This window comes from Algoriphagus boseongensis (assembly GCF_004362805.1).
In the GTDB taxonomy this organism is placed as follows: Bacteria; Bacteroidota; Bacteroidia; order Cytophagales; family Cyclobacteriaceae; genus Algoriphagus; species Algoriphagus boseongensis.
This window is the reverse complement of sequence record NZ_SNYF01000008.1, coordinates 323,935-346,458: the sequence shown is the minus strand read 5'-3', so window position 1 is coordinate 346,458 and position 22,524 is coordinate 323,935. Positions and strand designations below refer to the sequence as shown.

Sequence of the window (22,524 nt, the reverse complement as noted above, 5' to 3'; positions counted from 1 at the left end):
TTTTTCTCTCTTGGAGGATAGGAAAAGGAGAATCTCTCCCTTCCAAAATATATTAACCGCCATACCAATGAATGTATCAAACACACAGATTCAGATGCGCAAAGGACTACTGGAGTACTGCGTGCTGCATATCATTTCCAGAGGAGAAGTGTATACCTCAGATTTAATTGAGGAGCTGACTCAGGCAGAAATGATCGTGGTCGAAGGAACTCTCTACCCTTTGCTCAATCGGCTAAAAACTGCCGAGCTGGTCACCTACCGCTGGGTAGAGTCCGAAGCTGGCCCTCCCAGAAAATACTATTCCATTACCGAGGAGGGAAAGAAGTTTTTGGATACCCTATCCGAAACCTGGAAATCGCTGGTCAATTCCACACTTCAAATTACTGCCAAGAATTGATCAAAGCCCAATCACCACAACGCGAAAACCATGAAAAAGACAATAAGCATTAATATTAGTGGCATTCTCTTCCACATCGAGGAAGACGGATACGATACACTACGAAAATACCTGGATGCGATCAATAAGCACTTCTCAGGATATAAGGACAGCAAGGAAATCATCTCTGATATTGAAAATCGTATTGCGGAAATTTTCCTTTCCAACCTAAAAAACAACAAGCAAGTCATCACTGCTGAAAACGTGGATAAGCTCATTGAAAAAATGGGGACCATCGCGGATTTCACCTCCATCGAAGAAGAAGAAGTTGAGGTAAAGGAGGAAGAAAATTACTCTCAAGATGATTTTTACAAATATGTGACACCTCCAGGAAGTGAAACCGGAGGGTACAAAAAACTCAAGCGTCTGGAAAACAAGAAAATCTTGGGTGGCGTTTGCGCAGGAATAGCCAACTATTTCAGTATTGATCCTCTTTGGACCCGGTTGATTGCAATCCTTTTGCTTTTCAGCGGTCATCTAAACTTCAAGTTGGGATTCTTGGATTTTCTCCCATTCAATGATTTCAAAATCAATCTGAGCTTTGGCTTTTTTGCCTTTGTAGCCTACATCGTACTCTGGATAATTCTTCCGGTTTCCTATGAGGTTATTGAGGATAAAAACATCAAAAAGCTGTTTAGAAATCCGGATGATAAAGTTCTAGGAGGTGTATCCAGTGGCTTGTCTGCCTACTTCGGGATTGAAGTTCTCTATGTACGAATAGCCTTTTTAGTACTTGCATTCGCAGGTGGATCAGGGATTTTGATTTATCTGATTCTATGGATCATCACTCCGGTTGCCAGTTCAATTACTGAGCGAATAAAAATGAAAGGTGGAGAAATTACCCTGGATAATATTGATTCCACGATCAAAGAAAGTATCAACCCGGTACCCCCTCAACCAGAATCAACAGCACGAAAAATCGTGATGACTCCATTTAGAGTTTTGGGTCAAGTCATTGATGCGATAGGTTCAGCTTTGGGACCAGTGGGAAAAGTGATTGCGCATGTGATTCGGATCATCTTTGGCCTTATCATTTTCTTCCTTGGATTAGGATTGACGATCGCTCCATTGATCGCCCTGTTTGCTTACTTCGGAGTAACTGATGCTGATTATCGAGTTTGGATGGATAATTTCCCGGTAGAGTTATTTACTGACCTAGTTCCAATTTGGCTTGTCGTTGCCTCCTTGGGTTTAATTTTCATCCCGGGAATTGTGATTCTTCTTTTAGGACTAAGTGTTCTGGCTCAGAAAAATCTGATCGGAGGAAGATTCGGATTGGTGGCTCTTGGATTGTGGCTTCTGTGTATAGGAATAGCAGCATTCCAAATCCCTAAGATTGTTGCTCAGTTTAAGGAAGAAAACAAATTCGAAAAAGTGGAACAGCTCGCCACAAGTCCTGGAATATTGATTCTAAAAGCAAATGATATCGAAGACGAGGAATTGTTCAACAAGGCAAACCTGAAAATTGAGGGTAGTGCTGATTCGGTAGTGGTATTGGTTCAGGAGTTTTCAGCAAGAGGAAAAACAAAAGCTGAGGCTCAGGAAAATGCCAAAAAACTAAGCTATTCCTACGCTGTAGCAGACTCTGTGATCACTTTCGAAGAAGGATATGATTTAAGTTCTTTGGATGTCTTCAGAGATCAGCGCATAAACTTGACGCTTAAAATCCCTTATGATAAGCCATTTATCATGGAGCGATCCCTTCTTGAAATTCTCCGAAGCACCATTTACGCCAATGGCTATAGATCTTCCGATGTCCGTCCTGAGGCAGTTTGGGTATTCAATCAAGCCGGCTTGATCTGCCTGACTTGTCCAGATAGAAAATCAGAAAATTCAGATTGGGATGATTGGGAAGAAGAAAATGCAAAAATGGATTCACTGACCAAAGCTAATTTGGACAGTCTATCTAAAGAGAAGTTCAAGGATTCATTTTTTATGAAAGATTAAATCCCAAGCAGATTTAATTTATCTCCAAGAGGCACTCCTAAGGTGCCTCTTTTTTTGTACCTTCTAGTGTAATAACTATTGAGAAAATGAATGTTAACGTAAAGTTTTTAGGAGGCTCAGGAGCAGTCACTGGTTCCAAATACCTAATCGATTTGGGGAATTTTGAATTTTTGGTGGATTGTGGACTTTTTCAAGGTCCGCGTGAATTGAGAGCGCGAAACTGGGATAAATTCCCCATGCCGGTTGATGAAATGGAAGCTATCGTTCTGACTCATGGCCATTTGGACCACATTGGCTATCTACCTAAAATCGTCAAACAGGGATTCCGGGGGCCTATTTATTGCACAGAAGCTACTGCGGAATTAGCTAAAATTCTTTTGCTGGATTCCGGGAAACTCCAAGAAGAAGAAGCAGAATACGCAAGAAAAAAAGGGTATTCAAAGCATGAAGACCCTCAACCTCTTTATACCATGGAAGATGCAGAAGCTGTTTTTCCACTTTTGGTTCCTCAACCCTTTGAAACACCATTTTCTATTTCAGACAGAGTTAAAGTCACCTACTACTATGCCGGGCATATTCTTGGAGCAGCCATTGTGAAAATCGTAATCCAAGGAGACCAGCAAACCAAAAAGCTTGTTTTTTCTGGAGATTTGGGCAGATATCACGATCCCATCATGTATCCCCCTACCCGAATTCCCAAGGCTGATATTCTTTGGATAGAGTCAACCTATGGCGACCGAAAAGCCCCAACCAATAAACCTGAAGATGAATTAGCTAGGGCTATTTTGGATGTTTTTGATCGAAATGGGTTGGCTATAATTCCTGCTTTTGCAGTTGGCAGAACCCAATTGATCATGTATCATCTCTACCAATTGATGGAAAAAGGAAAAATTCCTAAAGCTCCCATTTTTGTGGATAGTCCAATGGCGATTGATGCGACAAAGCTTTATTTGGATTTTCATAAGGATCATAGGCTTTCTGCCATGCTGGAGGATGATGATCAGCATGCCTTTAAGCACCCCAATCTTCATTATTTCCAAAAGCAGGAACAGTCCATGTCTTTGAATGAGTATCGAGGCAAAGCCATCATCATCTCTGCAAGCGGTATGGCTACTGGGGGAAGGGTGTTGCACCATTTATTTCATCACCTTCCTGAAGAAAAAAACGGGATTATCGTAGTAGGCTACCAAGCTGAAGGAACAAGAGGCAGAAGGCTGCTTGACGGGGAAGAATCAGTTAGAATTTATGGAATTGAAGTTTCGGTAAAGGCTAAAATCTACCAGATTGAAGGACTTTCAGCCCATGCAGATCAGGACGAATTAATGGATTGGGCAGAGGGATTTTGCGACAAACCCAAGATGACCTTTGTCATTCATGGAGAAAAAGAGAGTTCAGAAGCCTTGGCTTTTAAGTTGAAAAGCGAGATGGGCTGGAACGTGACAATTCCTCAATATTTGGAATCATTTGTTCTCTTTGAAGGGATTTAATCTTGAAAAACAGCCGTAAAAAGGAAAGGCCTCGACGATTATCGAGGCCTTCTATTATTTAAGATAAATCAGCTTAATCAGCCTTTTCCTTTTTCTTAACTGAAATCGAAAGCTCGCTACCCTCACCGGAATAATCCGCTGTAATCACATCTCCTTCGGATAAATCACCTTTCAGAATTTCTTCTGCGATAGCATCCTCCAAATATTTCTGGATCGCACGATTCAGTGGTCTGGCACCATATTGTTGATCGTAACCCTTATCAGCTAGGAATTCTTTAGCCTTTTCAGTGAGTTCGATCTTATAGCCCAATTCGGTGATTCTTCGGAACAACTTGCCCAAACTGATATCGATAATTTTGAAGATATCTTCCTTGCTCAAAGAATTAAATACCACTACATCATCCAGACGGTTCAGGAATTCAGGACTGAAAGCCTTTTTCAAAGCAGATTGAATGGTTGACTTCATGATGTCATCCATGTTTTCCTGCTTAGCCTTGTTAGAAAAACCAATTCCAGCTCCGAAGTCTTTCAAATCACGAACGCCAATATTGGAAGTCATGATGATGATTGTATTTCTAAAATCAACTCGTCTACCCAATCCATCAGTCAGAATACCATCGTCAAGTACTTGAAGAAGTATGTTGAAGACATCTGGGTGAGCTTTTTCGATCTCATCCAAAAGAACCACAGAATATGGCTTTCTTCGGACTTTTTCTGTCAATTGACCACCTTCTTCATAACCTACGTAGCCTGGAGGCGCTCCAACCAGTCGGGATACGGAGAATTTCTCCATGTATTCCGACATGTCAATTCTAATCAAAGCATCTTCTTTGTCAAATAGGTAATTTGCCAAAGTTTTAGCCAATTCAGTCTTACCTACACCGGTTGGTCCTAAGAAAATGAATGAACCAATTGGTTTTTTAGGATCCTTCAAACCGACACGTGTTCTCTGAATTGCCTTGGTTAATTTTTTGATAGCTTCTTCCTGACCGATAACTTTTCCTTTGAGTTCCTCACCCATGTTCAAGAGCTTGTTGCCCTCATTCTGAGCAATTCTCTTCGCAGGGATTCCTGTCATCATTGCAATTACTTCTGCAACATTATCCTCATCCACTGTGAATCTCTTGGACTTGCTATCTTCCTCCCATTTCGCTTTTGCAACCTCAAGCTGCTCCAGTAATTTCTTTTCCTTGTCTCTTAACTGAGCAGCTTCCTCATACTTCTGGGATTTTACCACACGGTTTTTCTCCGCTTTGATATTTTCTACTTCAGCTTCAAGCTTTAGAATTTCCTCAGGAACGTGAATATTGTTGATATGGACTCTGGCACCTGCTTCATCCAAGATATCAATAGCCTTATCCGGTAAGAAACGATCTGAAATGTATCGATCTGATAATTTCACGCAGGCATCAATCGCCGCATCGGTATAGTTTACGTTATGATGATCCTCGTATTTATCCTTGATGTTGTTCAAAATCTGAATTGTCTCCTCAGGTGAAGTGGCATCTACCATTACCATTTGGAAACGTCTAGCCAAAGCTCCGTCTTTTTCAATGTACTGACGGTATTCATCCAAAGTGGTAGCACCAATACATTGAATTTCTCCCCTCGCCAAAGCAGGTTTGAACATGTTGGAAGCATCGAGAGAACCAGAAGCTCCACCTGCTCCAACTATGGTATGCAACTCATCAATGAACAAGATCACGTTTGGAGATTTCTCCAGCTCGTTCATCACTGCTTTCATTCTCTCCTCAAACTGACCTCTGTATTTGGTACCCGCGACCAAAGATGCCAAATCCAAAGTCACCACTCGCTTGTTGAACAAGACTCTAGAAACTTTCTTTTGAACGATTCTTAGCGCCAAACCTTCAGCGATAGCAGTTTTACCAACTCCGGGTTCACCGATAAGAATTGGGTTGTTTTTCTTTCTTCTGGAAAGAATCTGAGCTACTCGCTCAATTTCCTTCTCACGACCAATAATTGGATCCAACTTATCTTCTTCAGCCATTTTGGTCAAATCACGACCAAAATTATCTAGCACAGGAGTACGGGATTTTTCTGCACCTGGCTTGGAAGATCCTCCACCTGGATTTGAGGAACCGAATAGTTTTGAACCATCATCATCTCCATCCTCAGCTTCAGCCTTGGCTCTTGGAGCTGCTCCTGGATCAGATTGCATTTCCAGCATATCTTTAATTGTGTCGTATCCTATCTCAAATTTGTTCAGAATCTGAGTGGCAATATTGTCTTCATCACGAAGGATAGAAAGCAAAAGATGTTCGGTACCGATTAATTGGCTCTTGAATATCTTGGCTTCCAGATAAGTGATTTTCAATACTTTTTCTGATTGTCTGGTCAATGGAATATTGGCCATGTTTTTCACATTGTGATTTGCAGTGCCTTTCACAGCCCGCTCAATAGCATTGCGCAACTCGTCCAGAGGTACGCCCAGTTTTTTAAGAATGGAAACAGCTACACCTTCCCCCTCTCGAATCATCCCTAGCAAGAGGTGCTCTGTGCCAATGTAATCATGCCCCAGACGAAGAGCTTCTTCGCGACTGAGAGAGATCACCTCTTTGACCCTATTTGAAAATTTTGCTTCCATTTAATTCCTTTCTGATTGTATAATAAATCTGTACGTATGTTACCGAATTTGTTTTAAAAACACAATCCTTTTAACGATTGTTCATTCTTTTTTTGCCGAGTTTTTTAAACTTGTCCCAGCCTCTGGCCCTAGGCAAAACAACAAATCCAGAATGCTCAGGTTGGGTTCAAAGTCTAAGCCAAAAAGCTGGGGATAAGGTTGTGGACGGTAAAAGTTTCTCTCCAAAAACGGCCTCCCCGGCGTGATTTGCCCCCTTATATCCAGATATTCAATTGAATCTTCACCTTTTTCAACCGAGACAAGTCTGACAGGCCATCTCAAAAGTTTAAGACAGATTGTCAGCAATTCCAGATTGAATTTCCAAAGACTTTCTTCCTGCTCTTGAAATATAGGTTCAAAATAGGGAAAGAAATATTCAAAAAAAGGTGCCTTCCCATAGGCACTTTGAATTCCTCTCAGGTGAATTGCCTGCCATTTTTGAGAAAAATCGATTTTCACCTGATCCATAGGAATCCTTGGTCTCCTCCCTTTGATAGGAATGCTCAAGGTTTCCACTTTATTGGCTAGAAGGATTTTTGTCCGGTTTAAAAAGGATTGCCTTTGGTATAAATCCTTTGGAAAAAGCAGGACTTCCTCAGCATCGTAGATAGCCGAAAAGAACTCCAAGGTTGGCAAATAATGTAAATCGATTGCTACTCTTTTCAAGAAACTGATAGTTACTGGTTATTGAGAATTCTCTTGTAAAAAGGTCCATATTAGGCTTAGGGACTCCTCCTATGAAACGAAATAGATCCTTTTCTCAAACTTCTATTTTCTTATATCTAAAGTCTTACGTCTTGCTTCTTATATCTATTAAAGAATCTCCTCCACCTGACCCAAGCCTTCCCTGATTACCAACACCTCATCTCCGGTGCAGTCCAAAATCGTTGAAGGAATATTTGATCCATATCCACCGTCTATCACTACGTCCACAAGGTTTTGATATTTTTCAAATATCAATTCAGGATCCGTGCTGTATTCAATGATTTCATCTTCATCATGTATGGAGGTAGAAAGGATAGGTTGACCCAATTCCTCGACAATTGCCCTAGGCACTCCATGATTAGGAACCCGGATACCTACCGTTTTTTTATTGCTATGTAGGATTTTCGGTACTTGTGAACTTGCCTCCAAAATAAAGGTGAAAGGTCCGGGAAGACCCTTTTTCATCATTTTAAACACCGGTTTGGTGATCACCCGCGTGTATTGAGAAATATTGCTCAAATCCGCACAAACAAAGGAAAAGTTGTGCTTTTTAGGATTTATACCTTTGATTTTGCAGATCTTTTCTACCGCTTTTTGATTGGTGATGTCGCAACCCATCCCATACACGGTATCGGTGGGATAGATGATTACTCCCCCATTTCGGAGGATTTCCACAATCTGCCTGACCCGTCTGGGTTCAGGATTTTCTTCGTAAAGCCTAATAAACTCGGCCATGACTAGTTTCTTTCTGTTTGTCCTACAAGCTTAACCCAATTTTCTTGCAATTCGTGCACAATTGGAAGATCTGCCTCCGCCCAATCCAATGAAAAAAGGTCTTTTTTCTCCAGCCAACAGACTTGTTCATGTTCCAAAAGAGAGATTTCCCCACTTTCCCAAGAACACAAAAATGGGATCAAGCGGATAGTTTTGGTTGGATAGGAATAATTCACTGGAGTGAGAGCTTTTAAAGAAATGATAGTAATTCCCAACTCTTCAAGAATCTCTCGGATCAGGCAATCCTCAGCTTCTTCATCTTCTTCCATTTTTCCACCCGGAAACTCCCATTTCCCTGATAAATCCATTGTTTGACTGCGCCTAGCAGCTAAAATCTTCCCTTGGTGAATTATAATGGCGCAGGTGACGGAGATAGATTTCATGGTTTGCGAACCTAAAATTTTTGGATTTAAAATCGAAAGTTTTCGAGAAAAGAAAGAGCTACAACCAAGAATTCAGAGAAAAACCTAAGTAAATCAACTAATTGGCGTGAAGTTTAACATCAATTAGATTTCTGGACGGCTTTTTTCCAGAAAGATTTTCCTCAACCTTTCCTATTTTTGTCCCTTATGCAACTTGAAAAACGGAAAAAATTTCTGCTGATCCTTTTGATTTCGGCCTCGGTATTGGCGATTTCCCTGACCTTTTATTTCTATCAGGTATTTTTTAGCCCGAATACACTGGTAGAGTTCGATCAGCCTTATATCCTGAAGATCCCCACTAATTCAGTTTTCAAGAACGTGGTGGATCAACTTTACGACGACAAAGTCATCAATGATGCGCTTAGCTTCAGTTTCGTGTCTAAGGTTCTAGACTATCAGGAAGCTGTAAAACCGGGTTTATACAAAATCGAGCCCAAAATGAGTAATCTGGACCTAGTGCGTATGCTCAGGTCAGGGGATCAAATCCCGGTAAAAGTCACTTTCAATAACATCCGAACAAAGGAGGATTTGGCAGAAAAAATTACTGCAAACCTTGAAGTGACCAAGGATCAATTCCTCAATTTGCTTCAAGATTCGGTCTATATCCGAAAGTTTGATTTTGATGAGGAGACGGTCATTTCCATGTTTATCCCCAACACCTACGAACTTTGGTGGAATACCAGTGCGGATGGACTTTTTGATCGTATGTATAAAGAATACCAATCTTTTTGGACGGATGAAAGAAAGCAAAAAGCTCAGGCTTTAGGATTGACCCAAAAGGAAGTTAGTACCTTGGCCTCGATCGTACAGGCAGAAAGTCAAAAAGCAGACGAGCGGGCAAAAATTGCCGGAGTGTATTTGAACCGGATGAAAATAGGAATGGCTTTGCAAGCCGATCCCACTTTAGTTTATGCTACGGGAGATTTTACGCTAAAGCGGATTTTGAATATTCACAAAGAAATAGACAGCCCATACAATACCTACAAATACACCGGCTTACCTCCAGGACCAATTAATCTTCCGGATATCAATTCATTAAATGCAGTCTTAAACGCTGAAAAACACAACTACATGTATTTCTGCGCCAAGGAGGATTTTTCAGGTTACCATGCTTTCGCTGTAACCTATAATGAGCACCTGGCCAATGCCCGGAGATACCAATCTGCCCTTAATGCAGCAAAAATCTACTAGCATGTTTCAAGCTGAAACTCAAATCCGAGTACGATACGCCGAAACCGACCAAATGGGGTACGTGTATTACGGAAATTACGCGATGTACTTTGAGGTGGCTCGCGTAGAAGCCATGCGCTCGGCTAATTTTTCCTATAAGGAAATGGAAGAGGGAGGGATAATGATGCCGGTTTTGGAAAGTCATTTTCGTTACTTCAAGCCAGGAAAATATGACGAGCTCTTGACGATCAAGACGGTAATTCCCGAAATGCCAGGAGTGAAAATCCGCTTTGAATACCAAGTTTTTAATGAGTCCAATGAATTGATCACTGAAGGTTGGACCACCTTGGCATTTCTGAAAAAAGATACCCATCAACCCACTCGCCCCCCGGGAAATTTACTAGCTTTAATGAAACCCTATTTTTAGAGTCTTATTCAGGTGGTAAAAGAAAAGATTTTCAAATATCGACTTCGTCTACAGCTTAAAGCAAGGCAACTCAAAAAGATTCATTTTGGGCATCCTGACAAGAATCTATACGATGTCACAAGGATTTTTATTCAGCAGCTTAAAAAAGACGATATCAACGAGCGGGCTGGTTCAATGGCCTTCAGTTATACGATTGCCTTATTTCCTCTCCTACTTTTTCTATTGAATCTTGTTCCATACCTCCAAGATTTATTTCCGGTAATTACCACAGAGAATATTTTATCCTTTGTACAAAGTATCATTCCACAGGATATCTACGAAAATATTGACACCACCATTATGGACATTGTGTCCAGGCCTAGGCAGAGCTTGTTGTCATTCGGTTTCTTCTTTGCACTTTTTGCCTCCACCCAAGGGGTAGTTTCCATGATGGATTCCTTTAATTCTGTGTATAAAACGAAAGAAAACCGAGGATTTATGGGCACTAGGATGATTGCGATTGCCATAGTAACTATGCTTGTGGTGACGATTATAGCTGCCAGCACCGTAATGATCTTTGGTAGCATCTTGATTTCAAGGCTTGACGAGCTTCAGGTTTTCAATAGCAGCTTCATGATTTTTCTGTTCAATACCTTGAAGTTTTTGATTCTATTGGCAGTTTTTTACATGACTTCAGCATTCATCTTCAGATTTGCCCCGGCAGTCCATGACAAATGGCATTTCTTTTCCATTGGCGCTCAACTCTCTGGATTATTGATCACTTTGGGTTTTTATGGATTTATTTTTTATCTGGAAAATTTCGCCAGCTACAATAAGCTTTACGGATCGATCGGAACTCTAATTGCCCTGATGCTTTGGCTATTCATTACCTCGATGATCGTACTGGTATGTTTTGAAGTCAATGTCAGTCTAGATCTGGCAGAAGAAAAGGCAAAAGAACGGGAGAATCGAAGGAAAATATTTGCAGCGGAATCTCCAGAAAATGAGTAAATCTTAAAATAACAAAGGCCTGGAATTTACCAGGCCTTTGTTATTTTACTTCAATTCCAATTGTTGGATCTGCTTATCATTTGGCCCTCGAATTCCTTCAAAAATGCTAATCATTTCCTGAAGCTTTTCAGGATTGGTTTGAGCTAGATTCTTAGTCTGCCCAATATCTTCCTTCAAATTATACAATTGATATTCAGGACTATTTCCTAATTCGATATTTACCTGAGCAGCCACTTCTAGACCATTATAGGGAGGAATCATCAACCAATCTCCAGCTCGAAGGGCCGTTTTAGTGGTCGCTTCCAAGACAAAAGCTTCTCTCCCCTTTTGGCTTTTACCCATTAGAACATCAATCAAATTTTCACTATCTGCTGCAGTTTTTTCACTTCCAGTAAGTGCAGCCAAAGAAGCCAATAAATCAATTTGAGTAACCAAAGCATCTGAAACTCCAGGCTGGATTGTTCCCTTCCAATAGGTGATAAAAGGTACTCGGGTTCCTGCTTCAAAAAGAGAATATTTCCCTCCTCGCAATGGTCCAGCCGGAGTATGATTTCCAATTTTCTCCACCGCATCATCGTAGTATCCATCATTGAGCACTGGTCCATTATCACTGGAGAAGAAAATGAGCGTATTTTCCAAAATCCCCTGTTCCTCTAATTCTTTCAATAATTCCCCAACTACCCAATCCGCCTCAAGAATTGCATCTCCCCTAGGACCCATACCAGAAGTACCTTCAAATCTTGGATGTGGAGTTCTGGGAACATGTGGTTCTTGCAATGCATAGAAAAGGAAAAAAGGCTCTCCAGCTTTAACTCTATCCTGAACATAGGTTTTTGCTTTGCCCAAAAAATGATCAGCCATATCGATATCGCTCCATTTGGCTTTTTCCCCTCCTTTCATAAATCCAATCCTTGGAATTCCATTGACAATGCTATTATTATGCCCGTGGTGCCATTTCATAGTTAGGAGCTCAGGATGAGTTAAGGCAGTTGGCTCACCTTCAAAATTCTCATCATAATTCACCATAATCGGGTCATTAGGATCCAGATTTAGGACTCTCCCATTATCAATATAGACTGTGGGTACACGGTCCTGGGTCGCTGCCAAGATGTGAGAATAATCAAACCCAACTTGATTTGGCCCAGGGCTTATCTCTTGATTCCAGTCCACAGAACCTGTTCCCAGCCCCAAATGCCATTTTCCAACAATCCCTGTATGATAACCCTGCTCTTTCAACAATTTAGGAATGGTAAGTTGAGCCGTATCGATTAGCAAGGGAGCCGTTCCTGAGAGAATCTTTGCATCTGCATTTCTCCAGGGATACATCCCTGTAAGCAAGGCAAATCGACTTGGAGTACATGTCGCTGAAGATGCATACCCATTGGTAAATCTAATTCCACCATTAGCCAAGCGATCCATATTTGGGGTGGAAAGTGTACCAACCCCATAGGCACTGACATCCCCGTACCCCAAATCATCTAGGTAAATAAAAATGATGTTAGGAGAAGCCTTAGGCTGTGAGTTTTGCTGACTTTGGTCAGATCCACAGCTTGTGAATAGTGTAATTCCTAAAAGGAATAGCCCCGTGACTTTACTAAAAATTCGGTTTTTCATAATGGGTTTTATTGGTGATGGAATTACAATTGGGATGAAAGTCATTTTCACGATAAGAAAGTACTAGGTATGAATCCAAAAAGAAAGCAAATCGAATGGATAATTTTGGGCTGCGAGGATTTTCAAAAGTTTTTTATCAAAAAATCAATCACTTAAAAGAAAATCGAACCCGAATCTTGTCTGAAAAGGATAAAGAATATACTTTTGCACTCTCCAAAGGAAATCCGATGGAGGTTTAAATAGAGAGATGGCAGAGTGGTCGATTGCGGCGGTCTTGAAAACCGTTGAACCGTGAGGTTCCGGGGGTTCGAATCCCTCTCTCTCTGCTGAAAAACATTCAAATGTTTCGAAAAGCCCCAAATTTTAGCGATTTGGGGCTTTTTTGTTTTTTCATCTATCCGAAATCATCCATAATCTTCGGATTTCAGAGAGTTTTTGCGAGACCTATTCCATTTTCAATCGAGACCTATGATTTGGTGATCTTTTTGGTGATTATGGAAAAAGGCTGGTTCAAGAAAAGTGTTAAAAATAGCTTTGTTCAAAATCGAAAAAGCTATGAACATCCCTTCAATTAGTTTTATCCTCCAGGAGAAAAAGGCCAAAAATGATGGCACTGCTCCGATCTATCTACGGATCACTCTTAATGGAACAAGAGCTGAAATAACAACAAAAATCTACTCCCTTCCTGCAAATTGGGATAAAAAAAGGGGACTTATCAAGGGCAAAGACCCATTGTCTATCCGTCACAACCAACAGCTTCAGAGGCTTCACCTGCAGGTGTTTGAAGCTTTAGATCAAATCAAAATCCAACGGTTTGACATAAATGCAAATAATCTCAAACTCGCCATGCAGGGCAAGTTGGTTAAAGCTCACACACTCCTTGAAGTATATAAGCTTTTTATCGAACAACTTGAAAACAGAACTGGATCTGACTACTCAGAATCTTCCTTGGAGACGAATAAAATTACCTATGACCAGTTTGTAGAATTCCTTACCACTGAAGGCAAGCTTTCCATAAAAATTGAGGATTTCAACAACCAACAATTTATCCGACTCGAACATTTTTTTAAAAAAACTAAGGGTAATCAACACAATACAACCTGCAAGAAAATCGAAAGGGTAAAAGCAATGTTGAGGTGGGCCTATGAAATGGATTATTGTGATAAGGATGTCAGTAAAAAATTCAAGATCAAAAAACAAAAGAAAGAAATCATCTTCCTCACACAAGAAGAAATCAATCGAATAAAAGCACTGAAGTTGGTTCCGAGGTTAGAAGTAATTCGAGATTCATTCCTTTTTATGTGTCACACAGGCCTACCGTTTAATGAAATTGAACGACTCAAAGAAGAAAACCTTTCCAAAAATATTTCCGGAGGCTATGGTATCATCATGACAAGACAGAAGACAAGCAAAAACATCCCTGAAATACCCCTACTTCCAATTGCAATTGAATTGATCGCAAAATATGAAACCCATCCTAAAAGAATCATTGAAAAAAAACTTTTCCCAATTCCTTCCAATCAAAATTTCAATGGATATCTAAAGGAAATCGCAACGTTGGCCAAAATTGAAAAGCAAATAACAACTCATACAGCCAGAAAGACTTTTGCTTCAACCATTGCTCTAAGAAATGGCATGAGCATGGAAGTACTTAGTAGAGCACTGGGGCATAGCAATATCAAAATTACCCAAGAATCGTATGCGGAACTTCAAAACGATAGGATCCAAGAGGAATTTAAAAAAGTGAGTATTAACCTTAAACAATATGCATTATGAGCGAAAATTCAAAAATTCTTTACAGAGGTTCCCTAAAGATCGAGGGAATAAGCAGGGGAATCAAACTATGGTGGACTGAAGAACAAATCAGGCAATGGAAAAAAATTGAATCAAAGTCCTTGTCTGACGATTACGTGAGAATAAAAACTACTCCCTATTCTATGGTAGAATTTGAGCCTTGCAATTTCGAAAGAATAGAATTCACCGATGAAATATGTGAAGCCGAAAGCTCAATTGTAAAAGAGAGCACTCTCTGGTTCAATCATTATTTCTCTAATTTAATTCCAATTCCAAAAGGATCAATGTATGATGTTTATACCTATCCCTGTGTACTAATTGGTGTTAATAGGGGAATAGACCACGATGTAAGCTATTTTGATTACACGGGCTATTTTAACTTTCAATTCCTCAAAGAAGACAAGGTAGATATTGGTCAATATTTGAAAGATTCCAACTTGTTTGACAATTCACGATTTGACCTTGACGACTTCACAATTGTCGAGTATTCAAAAAATATCAGGCTTTGATTTTAACATTTGCCCTATTTTTTTTGCAATTAAAAAATGCAAAATTTTGAAAAGGCTCTTATTTCTCTACAAAAATTCTCCGAATCGAAAAACATAGAAATCTCGCTTCATTACACCATAGGAGAATTTACCGAAGATTGGCTTAATGAAAAAAATCGAGTTTGGAAAGATGACTTATGTTTTCTCCTAACTTTAACCGATGAAATAATCTCAAAAATCACCGATGAGCTTACTTTTTTTACAGATAAGCTGATCGGTGATTATCCTTTTTTTAACCTGGAAATAAATAATTCACTTCAAAACTCAGAATTGGAAATAAATGGTTTTGATGAAGTCTCAAAAACAGAGAAGCTAAACTTTCCATTGCAAAGATTTGATAATTTTGGATCAGAATGGAGGATTAACAATTCGAGTATGAATGAGTTCTTCAACCACTTCGTTGAAAGGCAAAAACCTCTTTTAACAGCTAAAAAATTCAAACAAGAACTAAATCAAAACTTAGAATTTTATCAGGAAAATGAGGGATTCCCTCCATTTAAGCCAACCTATTCAAATATTGATAAAATTCCAATTTGGGGCTCCATAAATAAAATTTCTGGAATTTTTGCTTTATTAATTAAACACAATTTCTTATTGGTAAGAGACCCGGCTGAAAAAAGGAGTAAAACAAAAGGTTTGGATATGTTTAAAGGCTTTGAATTAAATTCAAAGACAATTACGAAAAAGAAATTTTGCGAAATTTTCTCAAACACCTTTTACAATTTGAAAATTGAAAAAGGAGTTTTGGTAGAAAGCTCCATAAGCAGTGAAACAATCAAAAAAAAACTAAAAGACTCTATTTTCAGCCAAATCCATGATGATGAAATCGATGACCTGATCAAGGATCTTCAGGAAATGGTTATTGAATTTGAAGGCATGGTTGAATTCCTTAAAAAGGAGAAAACGGGTAAAATGAAGAATAAACATAAAATTGATTGAGGCTAATTTAAATTCTATACAGGCCTGCAATCGAAATCTCAAACACATTTTTTCAATTTTGAATAAGAGCTGTATTCATAATCTTTAGAATACAGCTTTTTTTATTGGAAGGAATCGATTGAACAAAATCCCAATGATATAAGGACTTGATTCTTTACACCTTAAAAAATCACCAATTTAACCACCAGAAAATCGAGAAATAAGTAGGTTATATATTTTTCATTTGCAGCATAATCAATCAATATAACTGCAATGAATCACTTCATTTTGACTGAATCCAAAAGGATCGAAGAAATCCAAACCAAATTGGTTCAAATCGAGAGTATCCTCCTTCAGACTAAAACAGGACTCCCAAATCTCCTGAGAACATCGGAGATCAAAAAAATCCTGAAGATCAAAGACAGCACGCTCGCCACCCTACGCAGCAACGGCACATTGCCATTCGTGAAAATAGCTGGAACCATCTATTACAGGGAAGAAGACATTCAGAACCTTATTGAAAAAAACTATTCTGGCAATGATAACTAAGCGAAAAATCATGCATAACAGCCTGCAAATTTTCGATTTTTATCTTGGAAACAAATACCCTTTTGGCAGGGTCATTCCCGGCAAAAACATTTCCAACCCTTTCCTCACCACCAAACAGAATACCCCCTCTTTTAATGTATTCAAGGGAAAAGATGGGGACTACCTATTTAAAGACTATGGTACAGGGGAAGTGGGAAATGTCATCACTTTTGTTATAAAAATGGAAAAAACCAATTTTCAAAAAGCAGTAGAAATCATTAGTCAAATTTTAAGATGAGTACAGACCTAAGAAAACAAGTATCTGAAGGGCAATTCAATGAGTTTTATGTTGCCATTGAAACACTAATAAAATTCAATATCGAATGCACACGAGATGGAAATGACGAACTAATTATTCGATACCATTTTGGAAATGGAAATTATAAAGAATGTAGACCAAGATCGGCAGATAAGTGGAAGACAGTAAATCGCTCGAAGGAGAAAAATCCTCCATTCGGATACCATCAACTCCCCCCAAAGGGTAAACTCGTTGTAATCACAGGAGGTGAAAAGGATGTGCTGGCGTTTGACATGTTTGGTATCCCTGCGATATCGATGCAAAGTGAAACTGTCAATATTCCACTTAGCTTGATCACAGAATTGAGGCAAAGATTTGATAAAATCTTGATCTGCTACGATATCGATGAAACAGGAGTAAAATTTTCAAAGAAGTGGGAAAAATATTATGGCCTCCCCAGAATCGAGTTACCGGATGATTTGGATGGAAAGGATATTTATGACTTTAAAGCAAGTGGTAGAACCAAAGAAGAATTGCATCAACTCATTAAGCTTGCTATAAAAACACAACAGGAAAACAAGACTTCATTCACCGGCAAGGAAATAATGGAGTCCAAAGCAAGCTTTGACTTTATTATCAAAGACATTCTGCCAAAATCAAATCTGGTCGGCCTCATTGGAGGTTCGGACACTGGGAAATCCTTGCTTTTGCTTCAGTTCTCCATCTCCTATATCCTCAATAAATCCTTTTTGGATGGACCTGTAAAAGGCGGAAAAAAGGTCTTGTTTTTCTCTTTCGAGGATGACTCCAATTCGATTAAAAAGCGCCTTTCAAAGCTTGTAGCCAACTTTCCAGAAGGTGAAAAAGAGATGGTGTTCAGCAAGATCTTTTTTGAGCTCGACCCTGACAGAATTGAGCAAAAGATAGAAAACTTCATGGAGCTAAATCCAGACACTGGGATAATCATCATTGACCCATTAACAGAGATTCTTGCAGGAACGGACATGAACAACCCCGCCTCTGTACGAGAGCAAATGCAACTATTGAAAAAGGTTTCAATGAAATACGATCTTGCGGTGATATTTATCAATCATGTCACTAAATCTTCTGAAGATAGCAAGGCGCTCAGCAAAGCAAACTCCATCGGCAGTCAGGCCATTGAATCAAAGTCCAGGGTAATGTTTGAAATGAAAAAACATACAAAATCCTACCCGGCATTTATTGAATTGGGAATTGTCAAAGGCAATGATATTGATGCAAAATTCAAATCGCCAGAATTCACATTGTTTCTAAAGCAAGATCCTGAAACGCTGTGGTTCTCTAAGGCCGAACTTGTAAGTCCAGTCAATAAAAGTACCACTATAGATTGGATGAAGGTCTTTGGAGACAACCAGTTGATGAGAACAAATGAAATTCTCCAGAAGGCCTCAACTGAATACTCAATGACGTGGAAGCAAGTAGAAAAGCTCATCAGTTCCGACCTGGGCCAATATCGTGTCGAAAAAGGATTATATGCCAATCCAAAATTTAGTAGGCAATGAGGGCGGAGAACCATCCCTGAAAACAAAAAAATGGCATTTTTCGGCTCTGCATTTTAACATGTATTCAGGGTAAATAAGAGAGACAACTTTTCCCAATTTTTAGATACCTGAATTTTTTATCCCTCAGAACCCAAGCTTTTTTCCATCCCCCATCCCCCACCCTTTAGGGGTGGGGGGATGGGGATTAAAGGAGGGTTGATAGGAACATGAACTTGTAAGTTGAATTAGAAGGAGCCCAATAATCGCCTTCCATTGAGTCTTTTTTATTGAAAAAGACAAATTCCTGTGCCTCAATATTTTTTTTGTTTTCCTCGTAGGCAAAACCCAATAATGCTAAGGACCGAATTAATTCATTTTGGCTTAGCACAAGCTACCGGCAAGAATGCAGGTGATTAACTTATAACACGCCCCCCTACAAAATTTTATATGAATGCCGATCGGGAGTGCATCGAAATGTATACCCCCCTATGGTTCGCCATGGGAAAACGTTTTCCAATACCGCTTAATCCATAATTTTTTTTGTTTTCAAAAAGTGAATTGCCCTTGATTTTTTTATTCTCATCCCCCCTGGAATTCAAGACTTCTTTATCGATCAGCAACCATTTAAAACAAATATTTCATATGCTCAACGAGGAAAAAAATCTGGAGGAAGCTTATCCAGCTCCGGAAGGAAAATTCTATTATTTGGATAACACTAAAATTGTCAAGAATTATCCAACTCTCAACAAATCCTATTTAATGATTCACAAGGATGGTCAGGAATATCACCTGTTAGCCTTCGATTTTGAAACAAATCAGTTCCTGGTTAAAGATGAGGTAAAAGAAATCCTTAGAACCTTTTTCCCCTTATATAGGGTCTTGATGGAAGAATCTTTAAAGGAAGATGCCATGGACTTTGAAAAAATCGCATTGGGGATTGCCATAGGGATGAAAACCTATTATCAATTTGAACAAGCCATTATCTACTTTAGGCAACTTTATACCTATGGCTTTCTAAAAAAATCAAATTTCAAAGGAAAATATCCTATCGGAAAACCTAATGAACCTAAGGATAAATTCAATCTGGGATACATTTTTCAAACTTACCCGATTAAGGGGAAAGAAATGTATACCTATGATGGATACGTATTTCCTGAAGACGTCTTAAGAATACTTTTAGAAAATTATGACATCATTGAGTTTGACCACCAGCCACGAGTATTTAAGGGTGTCCTATCTGATGTCTGGAAATTTAAAAGGAAGCCGTGATTGGCTTCCTTTTTCTATTGTAAATTCAAATAAGGCATACAAAAAAAGGGGGGAAATTAGATTCCATTTTCCATTTTTTTCTTCACCTCTAAATAAGTATCACTAATTTGTTCAACCCAATTTGAAATTTTATCCTTCCAAAATCCAGAACCAAATCTATTCCAATCTTTTTCATTTAATAGTGGCCTCCCTTCCAATTCGTCTATATTCATAAACCAACCCCAATCAGCAAAGTCTCTATAAGCGCCAAGTTTTAAGAAATTTAATGAGTTCCTTAATAGGTTTTTTGATTCTGGAGTTAACTTTTCTGAGCACATAATCCCAATTCCCACTTTGCCCCAATTTGTGAGCCAATAAAGCCTTATCCTTACACTCTCTTGCTGAAGAATAAAATCAATACTTGAATGTGCTATACCAAGCTTTTCAGAATATTCAACTTTTAGGATTCTGGTTCCCTTAAAATGTGTAATTAAATCTTCCGCCAAGTTTATAACCATTCTTTGCCTTACCTTCTGTTGCAATTCCAATAAAGAGAAGTAGGCCTTAATATTATCTTTAGTTGTTACAATCTCAAACAATTCAGTTTCCATATTTTTATCCGGATTTTGGTTAGTAAGCCTTTTGATATTGGCGAGGTATTGGGTTAAGGTTTCTCGAATAATCGGTTGGTCTACAGAGGCTAAGCGACAGCTTTCTATCCATTTATGAATATGTTCCCTGAATGATATTTTCTCATACTTATCAAACTCCTGATGGTACTGACTCTCATTCCCCTCAAGTGTCAAAAAATAAACTTTTGATTCTTCAGATTTAAAATTATAAGTCAGGTATTTAGAATACCGCTTTAACTGTTTTTCTTGTTCAGCGGCATAAATTTTAACCTCAATGGCAAAGCCAATTCTTTTCTTCTCATGGGAGATAAGTAAATCTATCCTTCCCCCTTCTTCATTGTCCCGATCTATTTTTCCTATTGATTTTTCGATTTCAATTTTAAAGCCATCTGTATCTTCTTTGATGTCAACTGCTTTAAAGAATAACTTAAGAAACTTATCCCCCTGAAAATGTCCAGCTTTTGGATTGATCAGATACCCAATCAACCGGGTATGCAAACGAACTTCATCACTCTCAATGTCCAAGGCATGAGTAAAACTGAATGCATTCCCTGTTTCTTTTTGAAACTTTTCGTGGTTTTGAACTACAAGGTTAACTTGACTCAAAAGATGCCTTGCTGAAGAAATTTCGCTCATAAAAAATTATTTATCCAATTTGAGTTTTTGGAATTTTATTTCCAACTAAACTCTACTTTAAATTTGATTATTTAATGCCTCTAAAATCCACTCATCCCCCTTTTCAAAAGCCAATCTGACAAGTATATTCCCAAGTTGGGGTCGTAATTCTTCCAATGAAAGATAGCTGGGTTCTATCCCATTTTCTGCTAAAACGGCCAATACGCTTCTTGCTCTTTCAACCTTTTTTATGCCTTCAAAATTGAAAGGCAAAGTTGCCACCCATTCATGTGATTGATTGTGATTTTTATAGTGTACTCCAAAAGATTGAAAAAGAACAGAACCTATTGCCTTCCCTAATCCAGCATAAAAAACCAATTCTCCATCCAATGATCTCAGATGATCTTCAATCTCTTTTGGAACGGGAAGAATAGGCAAATACCCATTTTCAAGAATACAGATATCTCCTACAACAGAATAGATCAATTCTGAGGAAAAAAATTCAAAAAACTTTGAATCTTCCCTCATTAACTCAAGTGGTTCGCTATCAATAAGAGTCAAAGAATCAAAATTGAGGCTATCCCAATTTTTAGTTGCTACCCTACTTGCCGCTGTTCCCAACGCAATTAAATGACGAGGATTGGAACTGCCTGCAAACCCCTTCTCTGAAAGGGCTAAAGGCGATAATGCAAGAATGGGAAGGGTTCTGAGAAATAATCTTCGTTTCATATAGCATTTAATTTAGTCAGTAATGGAATAAAATTTCCACCCTCCCTGAAAATCAAGCAAAATTTTGGTTGGGTTGAGGTCTATATTTTTAGCCATGATGGGATATCCCCTTAAAACGGGAAGAAAAAAATCCAAGGCGGCTTGTCTAATTTGGAAGGCGGTTAGCTTTTGGTAAAAAATATAAGTGATAAAATAGTCCATTGCATTGAAGCTAAGCTGAACAGCAGTCTTTAAAACTTCTGTTCCTCTTTCTTCAAGCGCTGTCTTGATTTTCACCAAGTCAAAAGCCAATTGGATATGCCTGGGCTCATCTTTGGAAAAAAAGACCAAGTCCTCTCTAAAAACATATCCTTTCCTAATCATCAAACTCAGATCTTCTGGAATAAAGCTTTTTCTGAGTACCTCCAGATAAGGAATCGGGTTTTCCACAAGAAACTGGAACATCACTCGAGTTCGGACAAAATCGCTTTCCCCGAATGATTCTAAAAAACTGATGATTAATCCTCCCCTGGCATCCAGTGGAGTTAATCCAGGTTTAAAGTCAAGCTGCTTCCGGGTTCTAAGAAAATCTTTCACTCGAAGGAAATCATCGCAAGGATCTTCCTCAAAATAGGCTTGAGCAAAAAACTCAGTTAAAAAATCCGTCAAAACCACTTTGGGAAATTGGCGATGTAACTCTTGCAATCCTATTGCCTGACTAAAACCAGAAGGAGAATTGATGTCCCAATTATTCCAAAGTAAAACAGCCTCGCTCTGCCAGTCCAGTAACTCCATCAAGTCAGTCAGAATTTCCCGAGCTTTTTGCCTTTTTCCATAACCAATCAGGTGAATAAAATGCACTCGCTCCTTGGATTGGCTTCCTTTCCAAAATGGTAAAAGCAGATCCATCATTTCATCAATAAACAAACTCCACTTAGGATGGAGTTTTTTAAGGGCCTTCCTGGCTATTACAAATTGATCCTGTTCAATCATGCTACCAAAGTCCTTTTAGCCTCAGCCAAAAGAAGGCATAGCAAAAAATATTTTTATTTGATTACCCTAAGCCATATTTTGACATGGGGTATATATTTATTTGAAT

At 38.9% G+C, this 22,524-nt stretch carries 21 protein-coding genes and 1 tRNA gene; 14 read left to right on the top strand and 8 right to left on the bottom strand.

Annotated features, from left to right (window positions below; genetic code table 11):
- The first annotated feature begins 67 nt into the window (after positions 1-67).
- The 3 genes from DFQ04_RS15320 to DFQ04_RS15310 all read left to right on the top strand — a co-directional run bounded on the left by DFQ04_RS15320 (position 68) and on the right by DFQ04_RS15310 (position 3,870).
- A complete protein-coding gene (locus DFQ04_RS15320; RefSeq protein WP_133557445.1) occupies positions 68-397 on the top strand; it encodes a PadR family transcriptional regulator in 330 nt (109 codons plus the stop codon).
- A 30-nt stretch (positions 398-427) separates the two neighbouring features.
- Positions 428-2,383 carry a PspC domain-containing protein gene (locus DFQ04_RS15315; protein WP_133557443.1) on the top strand — a complete coding sequence of 652 codons (1,956 nt, stop codon included), beginning with the start codon at positions 428-430 and terminating at the stop codon, positions 2,381-2,383.
- A gap of 86 nt (positions 2,384-2,469) precedes the next feature.
- Positions 2,470-3,870, top strand: coding sequence for an MBL fold metallo-hydrolase RNA specificity domain-containing protein (locus DFQ04_RS15310; RefSeq protein WP_133557440.1), 1,401 nt, complete (start codon positions 2,470-2,472; stop codon positions 3,868-3,870).
- 73 nt (positions 3,871-3,943) lie between these two features.
- Here DFQ04_RS15310 and DFQ04_RS15305 read toward each other — a convergent pair whose 3' ends face one another.
- The 4 genes from DFQ04_RS15305 to DFQ04_RS15290 all read right to left on the bottom strand — a co-directional run bounded on the left by DFQ04_RS15305 (position 3,944) and on the right by DFQ04_RS15290 (position 8,376).
- Positions 3,944-6,475 carry an ATP-dependent Clp protease ATP-binding subunit gene (locus tag DFQ04_RS15305; protein WP_133557438.1) on the bottom strand — a complete coding sequence of 844 codons (2,532 nt, stop codon included), beginning with the start codon at positions 6,473-6,475 and terminating at the stop codon, positions 3,944-3,946.
- An 81-nt stretch (positions 6,476-6,556) separates the two neighbouring features.
- Positions 6,557-7,180: a WbqC family protein gene (locus tag DFQ04_RS15300; RefSeq protein WP_133557436.1), complete on the bottom strand. Its 624-nt coding sequence runs from the start codon at positions 7,178-7,180 to the stop codon at positions 6,557-6,559.
- Between the two features lie 147 nt (positions 7,181-7,327).
- Positions 7,328-7,954: an L-threonylcarbamoyladenylate synthase gene (locus DFQ04_RS15295; RefSeq protein ID WP_133557434.1), complete on the bottom strand. Its 627-nt coding sequence runs from the start codon at positions 7,952-7,954 to the stop codon at positions 7,328-7,330.
- Positions 7,955-7,956: 2 nt separating this feature from the next.
- Positions 7,957-8,376, bottom strand: a complete 420-nt coding sequence (locus DFQ04_RS15290; protein ID WP_133557432.1) for a (deoxy)nucleoside triphosphate pyrophosphohydrolase — start codon at positions 8,374-8,376, stop codon at positions 7,957-7,959.
- A gap of 186 nt (positions 8,377-8,562) precedes the next feature.
- Between DFQ04_RS15290 and mltG the strand changes: the two genes are divergently transcribed.
- The 3 genes from mltG to DFQ04_RS15275 are packed head-to-tail and all read left to right on the top strand — an operon-like array spanning position 8,563 to position 11,002.
- The gene (mltG, locus tag DFQ04_RS15285) at positions 8,563-9,606 is read left to right on the top strand and encodes an endolytic transglycosylase MltG (protein ID WP_133557430.1); all 1,044 of its coding nucleotides are present in this window, start codon (positions 8,563-8,565) and stop codon (positions 9,604-9,606) included.
- Position 9,607: 1 nt separating this feature from the next.
- The gene (locus DFQ04_RS15280) at positions 9,608-10,012 is read left to right on the top strand and encodes an acyl-CoA thioesterase (protein ID WP_133557427.1); all 405 of its coding nucleotides are present in this window, start codon (positions 9,608-9,610) and stop codon (positions 10,010-10,012) included.
- A 12-nt stretch (positions 10,013-10,024) separates the two neighbouring features.
- Positions 10,025-11,002, top strand: coding sequence for a YihY/virulence factor BrkB family protein (locus DFQ04_RS15275; protein WP_133557425.1), 978 nt, complete (start codon positions 10,025-10,027; stop codon positions 11,000-11,002).
- Between the two features lie 45 nt (positions 11,003-11,047).
- On the opposite strand, the gene DFQ04_RS15270 is transcribed toward DFQ04_RS15275, so the two are convergent.
- A complete protein-coding gene (locus tag DFQ04_RS15270; protein ID WP_133557423.1) occupies positions 11,048-12,616 on the bottom strand; it encodes a sulfatase family protein in 1,569 nt (522 codons plus the stop codon).
- Between the two features lie 241 nt (positions 12,617-12,857).
- On the opposite strand from DFQ04_RS15270, the gene DFQ04_RS15265 reads away from it, so the two are divergent.
- From DFQ04_RS15265 to DFQ04_RS15230, 8 genes are all read left to right on the top strand, one after another.
- A tRNA-Ser gene (locus tag DFQ04_RS15265) sits at positions 12,858-12,942 on the top strand.
- Between the two features lie 229 nt (positions 12,943-13,171).
- Positions 13,172-14,392, top strand: coding sequence for a site-specific integrase (locus DFQ04_RS15260; protein WP_133557421.1), 1,221 nt, complete (start codon positions 13,172-13,174; stop codon positions 14,390-14,392).
- Complete coding sequence (locus DFQ04_RS15255) at positions 14,389-14,919, top strand: hypothetical protein (RefSeq protein ID WP_133557419.1); 531 nt, start codon at positions 14,389-14,391, stop codon at positions 14,917-14,919. The genes DFQ04_RS15260 and DFQ04_RS15255 overlap by 4 nt, the downstream gene beginning before the upstream one ends.
- A gap of 36 nt (positions 14,920-14,955) precedes the next feature.
- Positions 14,956-15,897 carry a hypothetical protein gene (locus DFQ04_RS15250; protein WP_133557417.1) on the top strand — a complete coding sequence of 314 codons (942 nt, stop codon included), beginning with the start codon at positions 14,956-14,958 and terminating at the stop codon, positions 15,895-15,897.
- A gap of 252 nt (positions 15,898-16,149) precedes the next feature.
- On the top strand, positions 16,150-16,425 hold the full coding sequence (locus tag DFQ04_RS15245; RefSeq protein WP_133557415.1) for a helix-turn-helix domain-containing protein: 276 nt from the start codon (positions 16,150-16,152) through the stop codon (positions 16,423-16,425).
- Positions 16,415-16,702, top strand: a complete 288-nt coding sequence (locus tag DFQ04_RS15240) for a CHC2 zinc finger domain-containing protein (protein WP_133557413.1) — start codon at positions 16,415-16,417, stop codon at positions 16,700-16,702. The genes DFQ04_RS15245 and DFQ04_RS15240 overlap by 11 nt, the downstream gene beginning before the upstream one ends.
- Positions 16,699-18,243 carry a bifunctional DNA primase/helicase gene (locus tag DFQ04_RS15235; protein ID WP_133557411.1) on the top strand — a complete coding sequence of 515 codons (1,545 nt, stop codon included), beginning with the start codon at positions 16,699-16,701 and terminating at the stop codon, positions 18,241-18,243. Before DFQ04_RS15240 ends, DFQ04_RS15235 begins: the two co-directional genes overlap by 4 nt.
- A gap of 621 nt (positions 18,244-18,864) precedes the next feature.
- Positions 18,865-19,491: a hypothetical protein gene (locus tag DFQ04_RS15230; protein ID WP_133557409.1), complete on the top strand. Its 627-nt coding sequence runs from the start codon at positions 18,865-18,867 to the stop codon at positions 19,489-19,491.
- A 56-nt stretch (positions 19,492-19,547) separates the two neighbouring features.
- On the opposite strand, the gene DFQ04_RS15225 is transcribed toward DFQ04_RS15230, so the two are convergent.
- Genes DFQ04_RS15225 through DFQ04_RS15215 form a run of 3 tightly spaced genes read right to left on the bottom strand, consistent with a single transcriptional unit; the run spans position 19,548 to position 22,418 of the window.
- Complete coding sequence (locus DFQ04_RS15225; protein ID WP_133557407.1) at positions 19,548-20,738, bottom strand: PDDEXK-like family protein; 1,191 nt, start codon at positions 20,736-20,738, stop codon at positions 19,548-19,550.
- Positions 20,739-20,795: 57 nt separating this feature from the next.
- Complete coding sequence (locus DFQ04_RS15220) at positions 20,796-21,446, bottom strand: hypothetical protein (protein ID WP_133557405.1); 651 nt, start codon at positions 21,444-21,446, stop codon at positions 20,796-20,798.
- A gap of 12 nt (positions 21,447-21,458) precedes the next feature.
- Positions 21,459-22,418 carry a hypothetical protein gene (locus DFQ04_RS15215; protein WP_133557402.1) on the bottom strand — a complete coding sequence of 320 codons (960 nt, stop codon included), beginning with the start codon at positions 22,416-22,418 and terminating at the stop codon, positions 21,459-21,461.
- Between the last annotated feature and the right edge of the window lie 106 nt (positions 22,419-22,524).

What these genes read in the sequence shown, in the direction of transcription:
- mltG (WP_133557430.1), top strand. Translation starts at nt 8,563, where the DNA reads ATGCAACTTGAAAAACGGAAAAAATTTCTGCTGATCCTTTTGATTTCG.
- DFQ04_RS15245 (WP_133557415.1), top strand. Translation starts at nt 16,150, where the DNA reads ATGAATCACTTCATTTTGACTGAATCCAAAAGGATCGAAGAAATCCAA.
- DFQ04_RS15240 (WP_133557413.1), top strand. Translation starts at nt 16,415, where the DNA reads ATGATAACTAAGCGAAAAATCATGCATAACAGCCTGCAAATTTTCGAT.
- DFQ04_RS15235 (WP_133557411.1), top strand. Translation starts at nt 16,699, where the DNA reads ATGAGTACAGACCTAAGAAAACAAGTATCTGAAGGGCAATTCAATGAG.
- DFQ04_RS15215 (WP_133557402.1), bottom strand. Translation starts at nt 22,418, where the DNA reads ATGATTGAACAGGATCAATTTGTAATAGCCAGGAAGGCCCTTAAAAAA.
- DFQ04_RS15230 (WP_133557409.1), top strand. Translation starts at nt 18,865, where the DNA reads ATGCTCAACGAGGAAAAAAATCTGGAGGAAGCTTATCCAGCTCCGGAA.
- DFQ04_RS15225 (WP_133557407.1), bottom strand. Translation starts at nt 20,738, where the DNA reads ATGAGCGAAATTTCTTCAGCAAGGCATCTTTTGAGTCAAGTTAACCTT.
- DFQ04_RS15280 (WP_133557427.1), top strand. Translation starts at nt 9,608, where the DNA reads ATGTTTCAAGCTGAAACTCAAATCCGAGTACGATACGCCGAAACCGAC.
- DFQ04_RS15260 (WP_133557421.1), top strand. Translation starts at nt 13,172, where the DNA reads ATGAACATCCCTTCAATTAGTTTTATCCTCCAGGAGAAAAAGGCCAAA.
- DFQ04_RS15315 (WP_133557443.1), top strand. Translation starts at nt 428, where the DNA reads ATGAAAAAGACAATAAGCATTAATATTAGTGGCATTCTCTTCCACATC.
- DFQ04_RS15220 (WP_133557405.1), bottom strand. Translation starts at nt 21,446, where the DNA reads ATGAAACGAAGATTATTTCTCAGAACCCTTCCCATTCTTGCATTATCG.
- DFQ04_RS15250 (WP_133557417.1), top strand. Translation starts at nt 14,956, where the DNA reads ATGCAAAATTTTGAAAAGGCTCTTATTTCTCTACAAAAATTCTCCGAA.
- DFQ04_RS15310 (WP_133557440.1), top strand. Translation starts at nt 2,470, where the DNA reads ATGAATGTTAACGTAAAGTTTTTAGGAGGCTCAGGAGCAGTCACTGGT.
- DFQ04_RS15305 (WP_133557438.1), bottom strand. Translation starts at nt 6,475, where the DNA reads ATGGAAGCAAAATTTTCAAATAGGGTCAAAGAGGTGATCTCTCTCAGT.
- DFQ04_RS15255 (WP_133557419.1), top strand. Translation starts at nt 14,389, where the DNA reads ATGAGCGAAAATTCAAAAATTCTTTACAGAGGTTCCCTAAAGATCGAG.
- DFQ04_RS15270 (WP_133557423.1), bottom strand. Translation starts at nt 12,616, where the DNA reads ATGAAAAACCGAATTTTTAGTAAAGTCACGGGGCTATTCCTTTTAGGA.
- DFQ04_RS15320 (WP_133557445.1), top strand. Translation starts at nt 68, where the DNA reads ATGAATGTATCAAACACACAGATTCAGATGCGCAAAGGACTACTGGAG.
- DFQ04_RS15290 (WP_133557432.1), bottom strand. Translation starts at nt 8,376, where the DNA reads ATGAAATCTATCTCCGTCACCTGCGCCATTATAATTCACCAAGGGAAG.
- DFQ04_RS15295 (WP_133557434.1), bottom strand. Translation starts at nt 7,954, where the DNA reads ATGGCCGAGTTTATTAGGCTTTACGAAGAAAATCCTGAACCCAGACGG.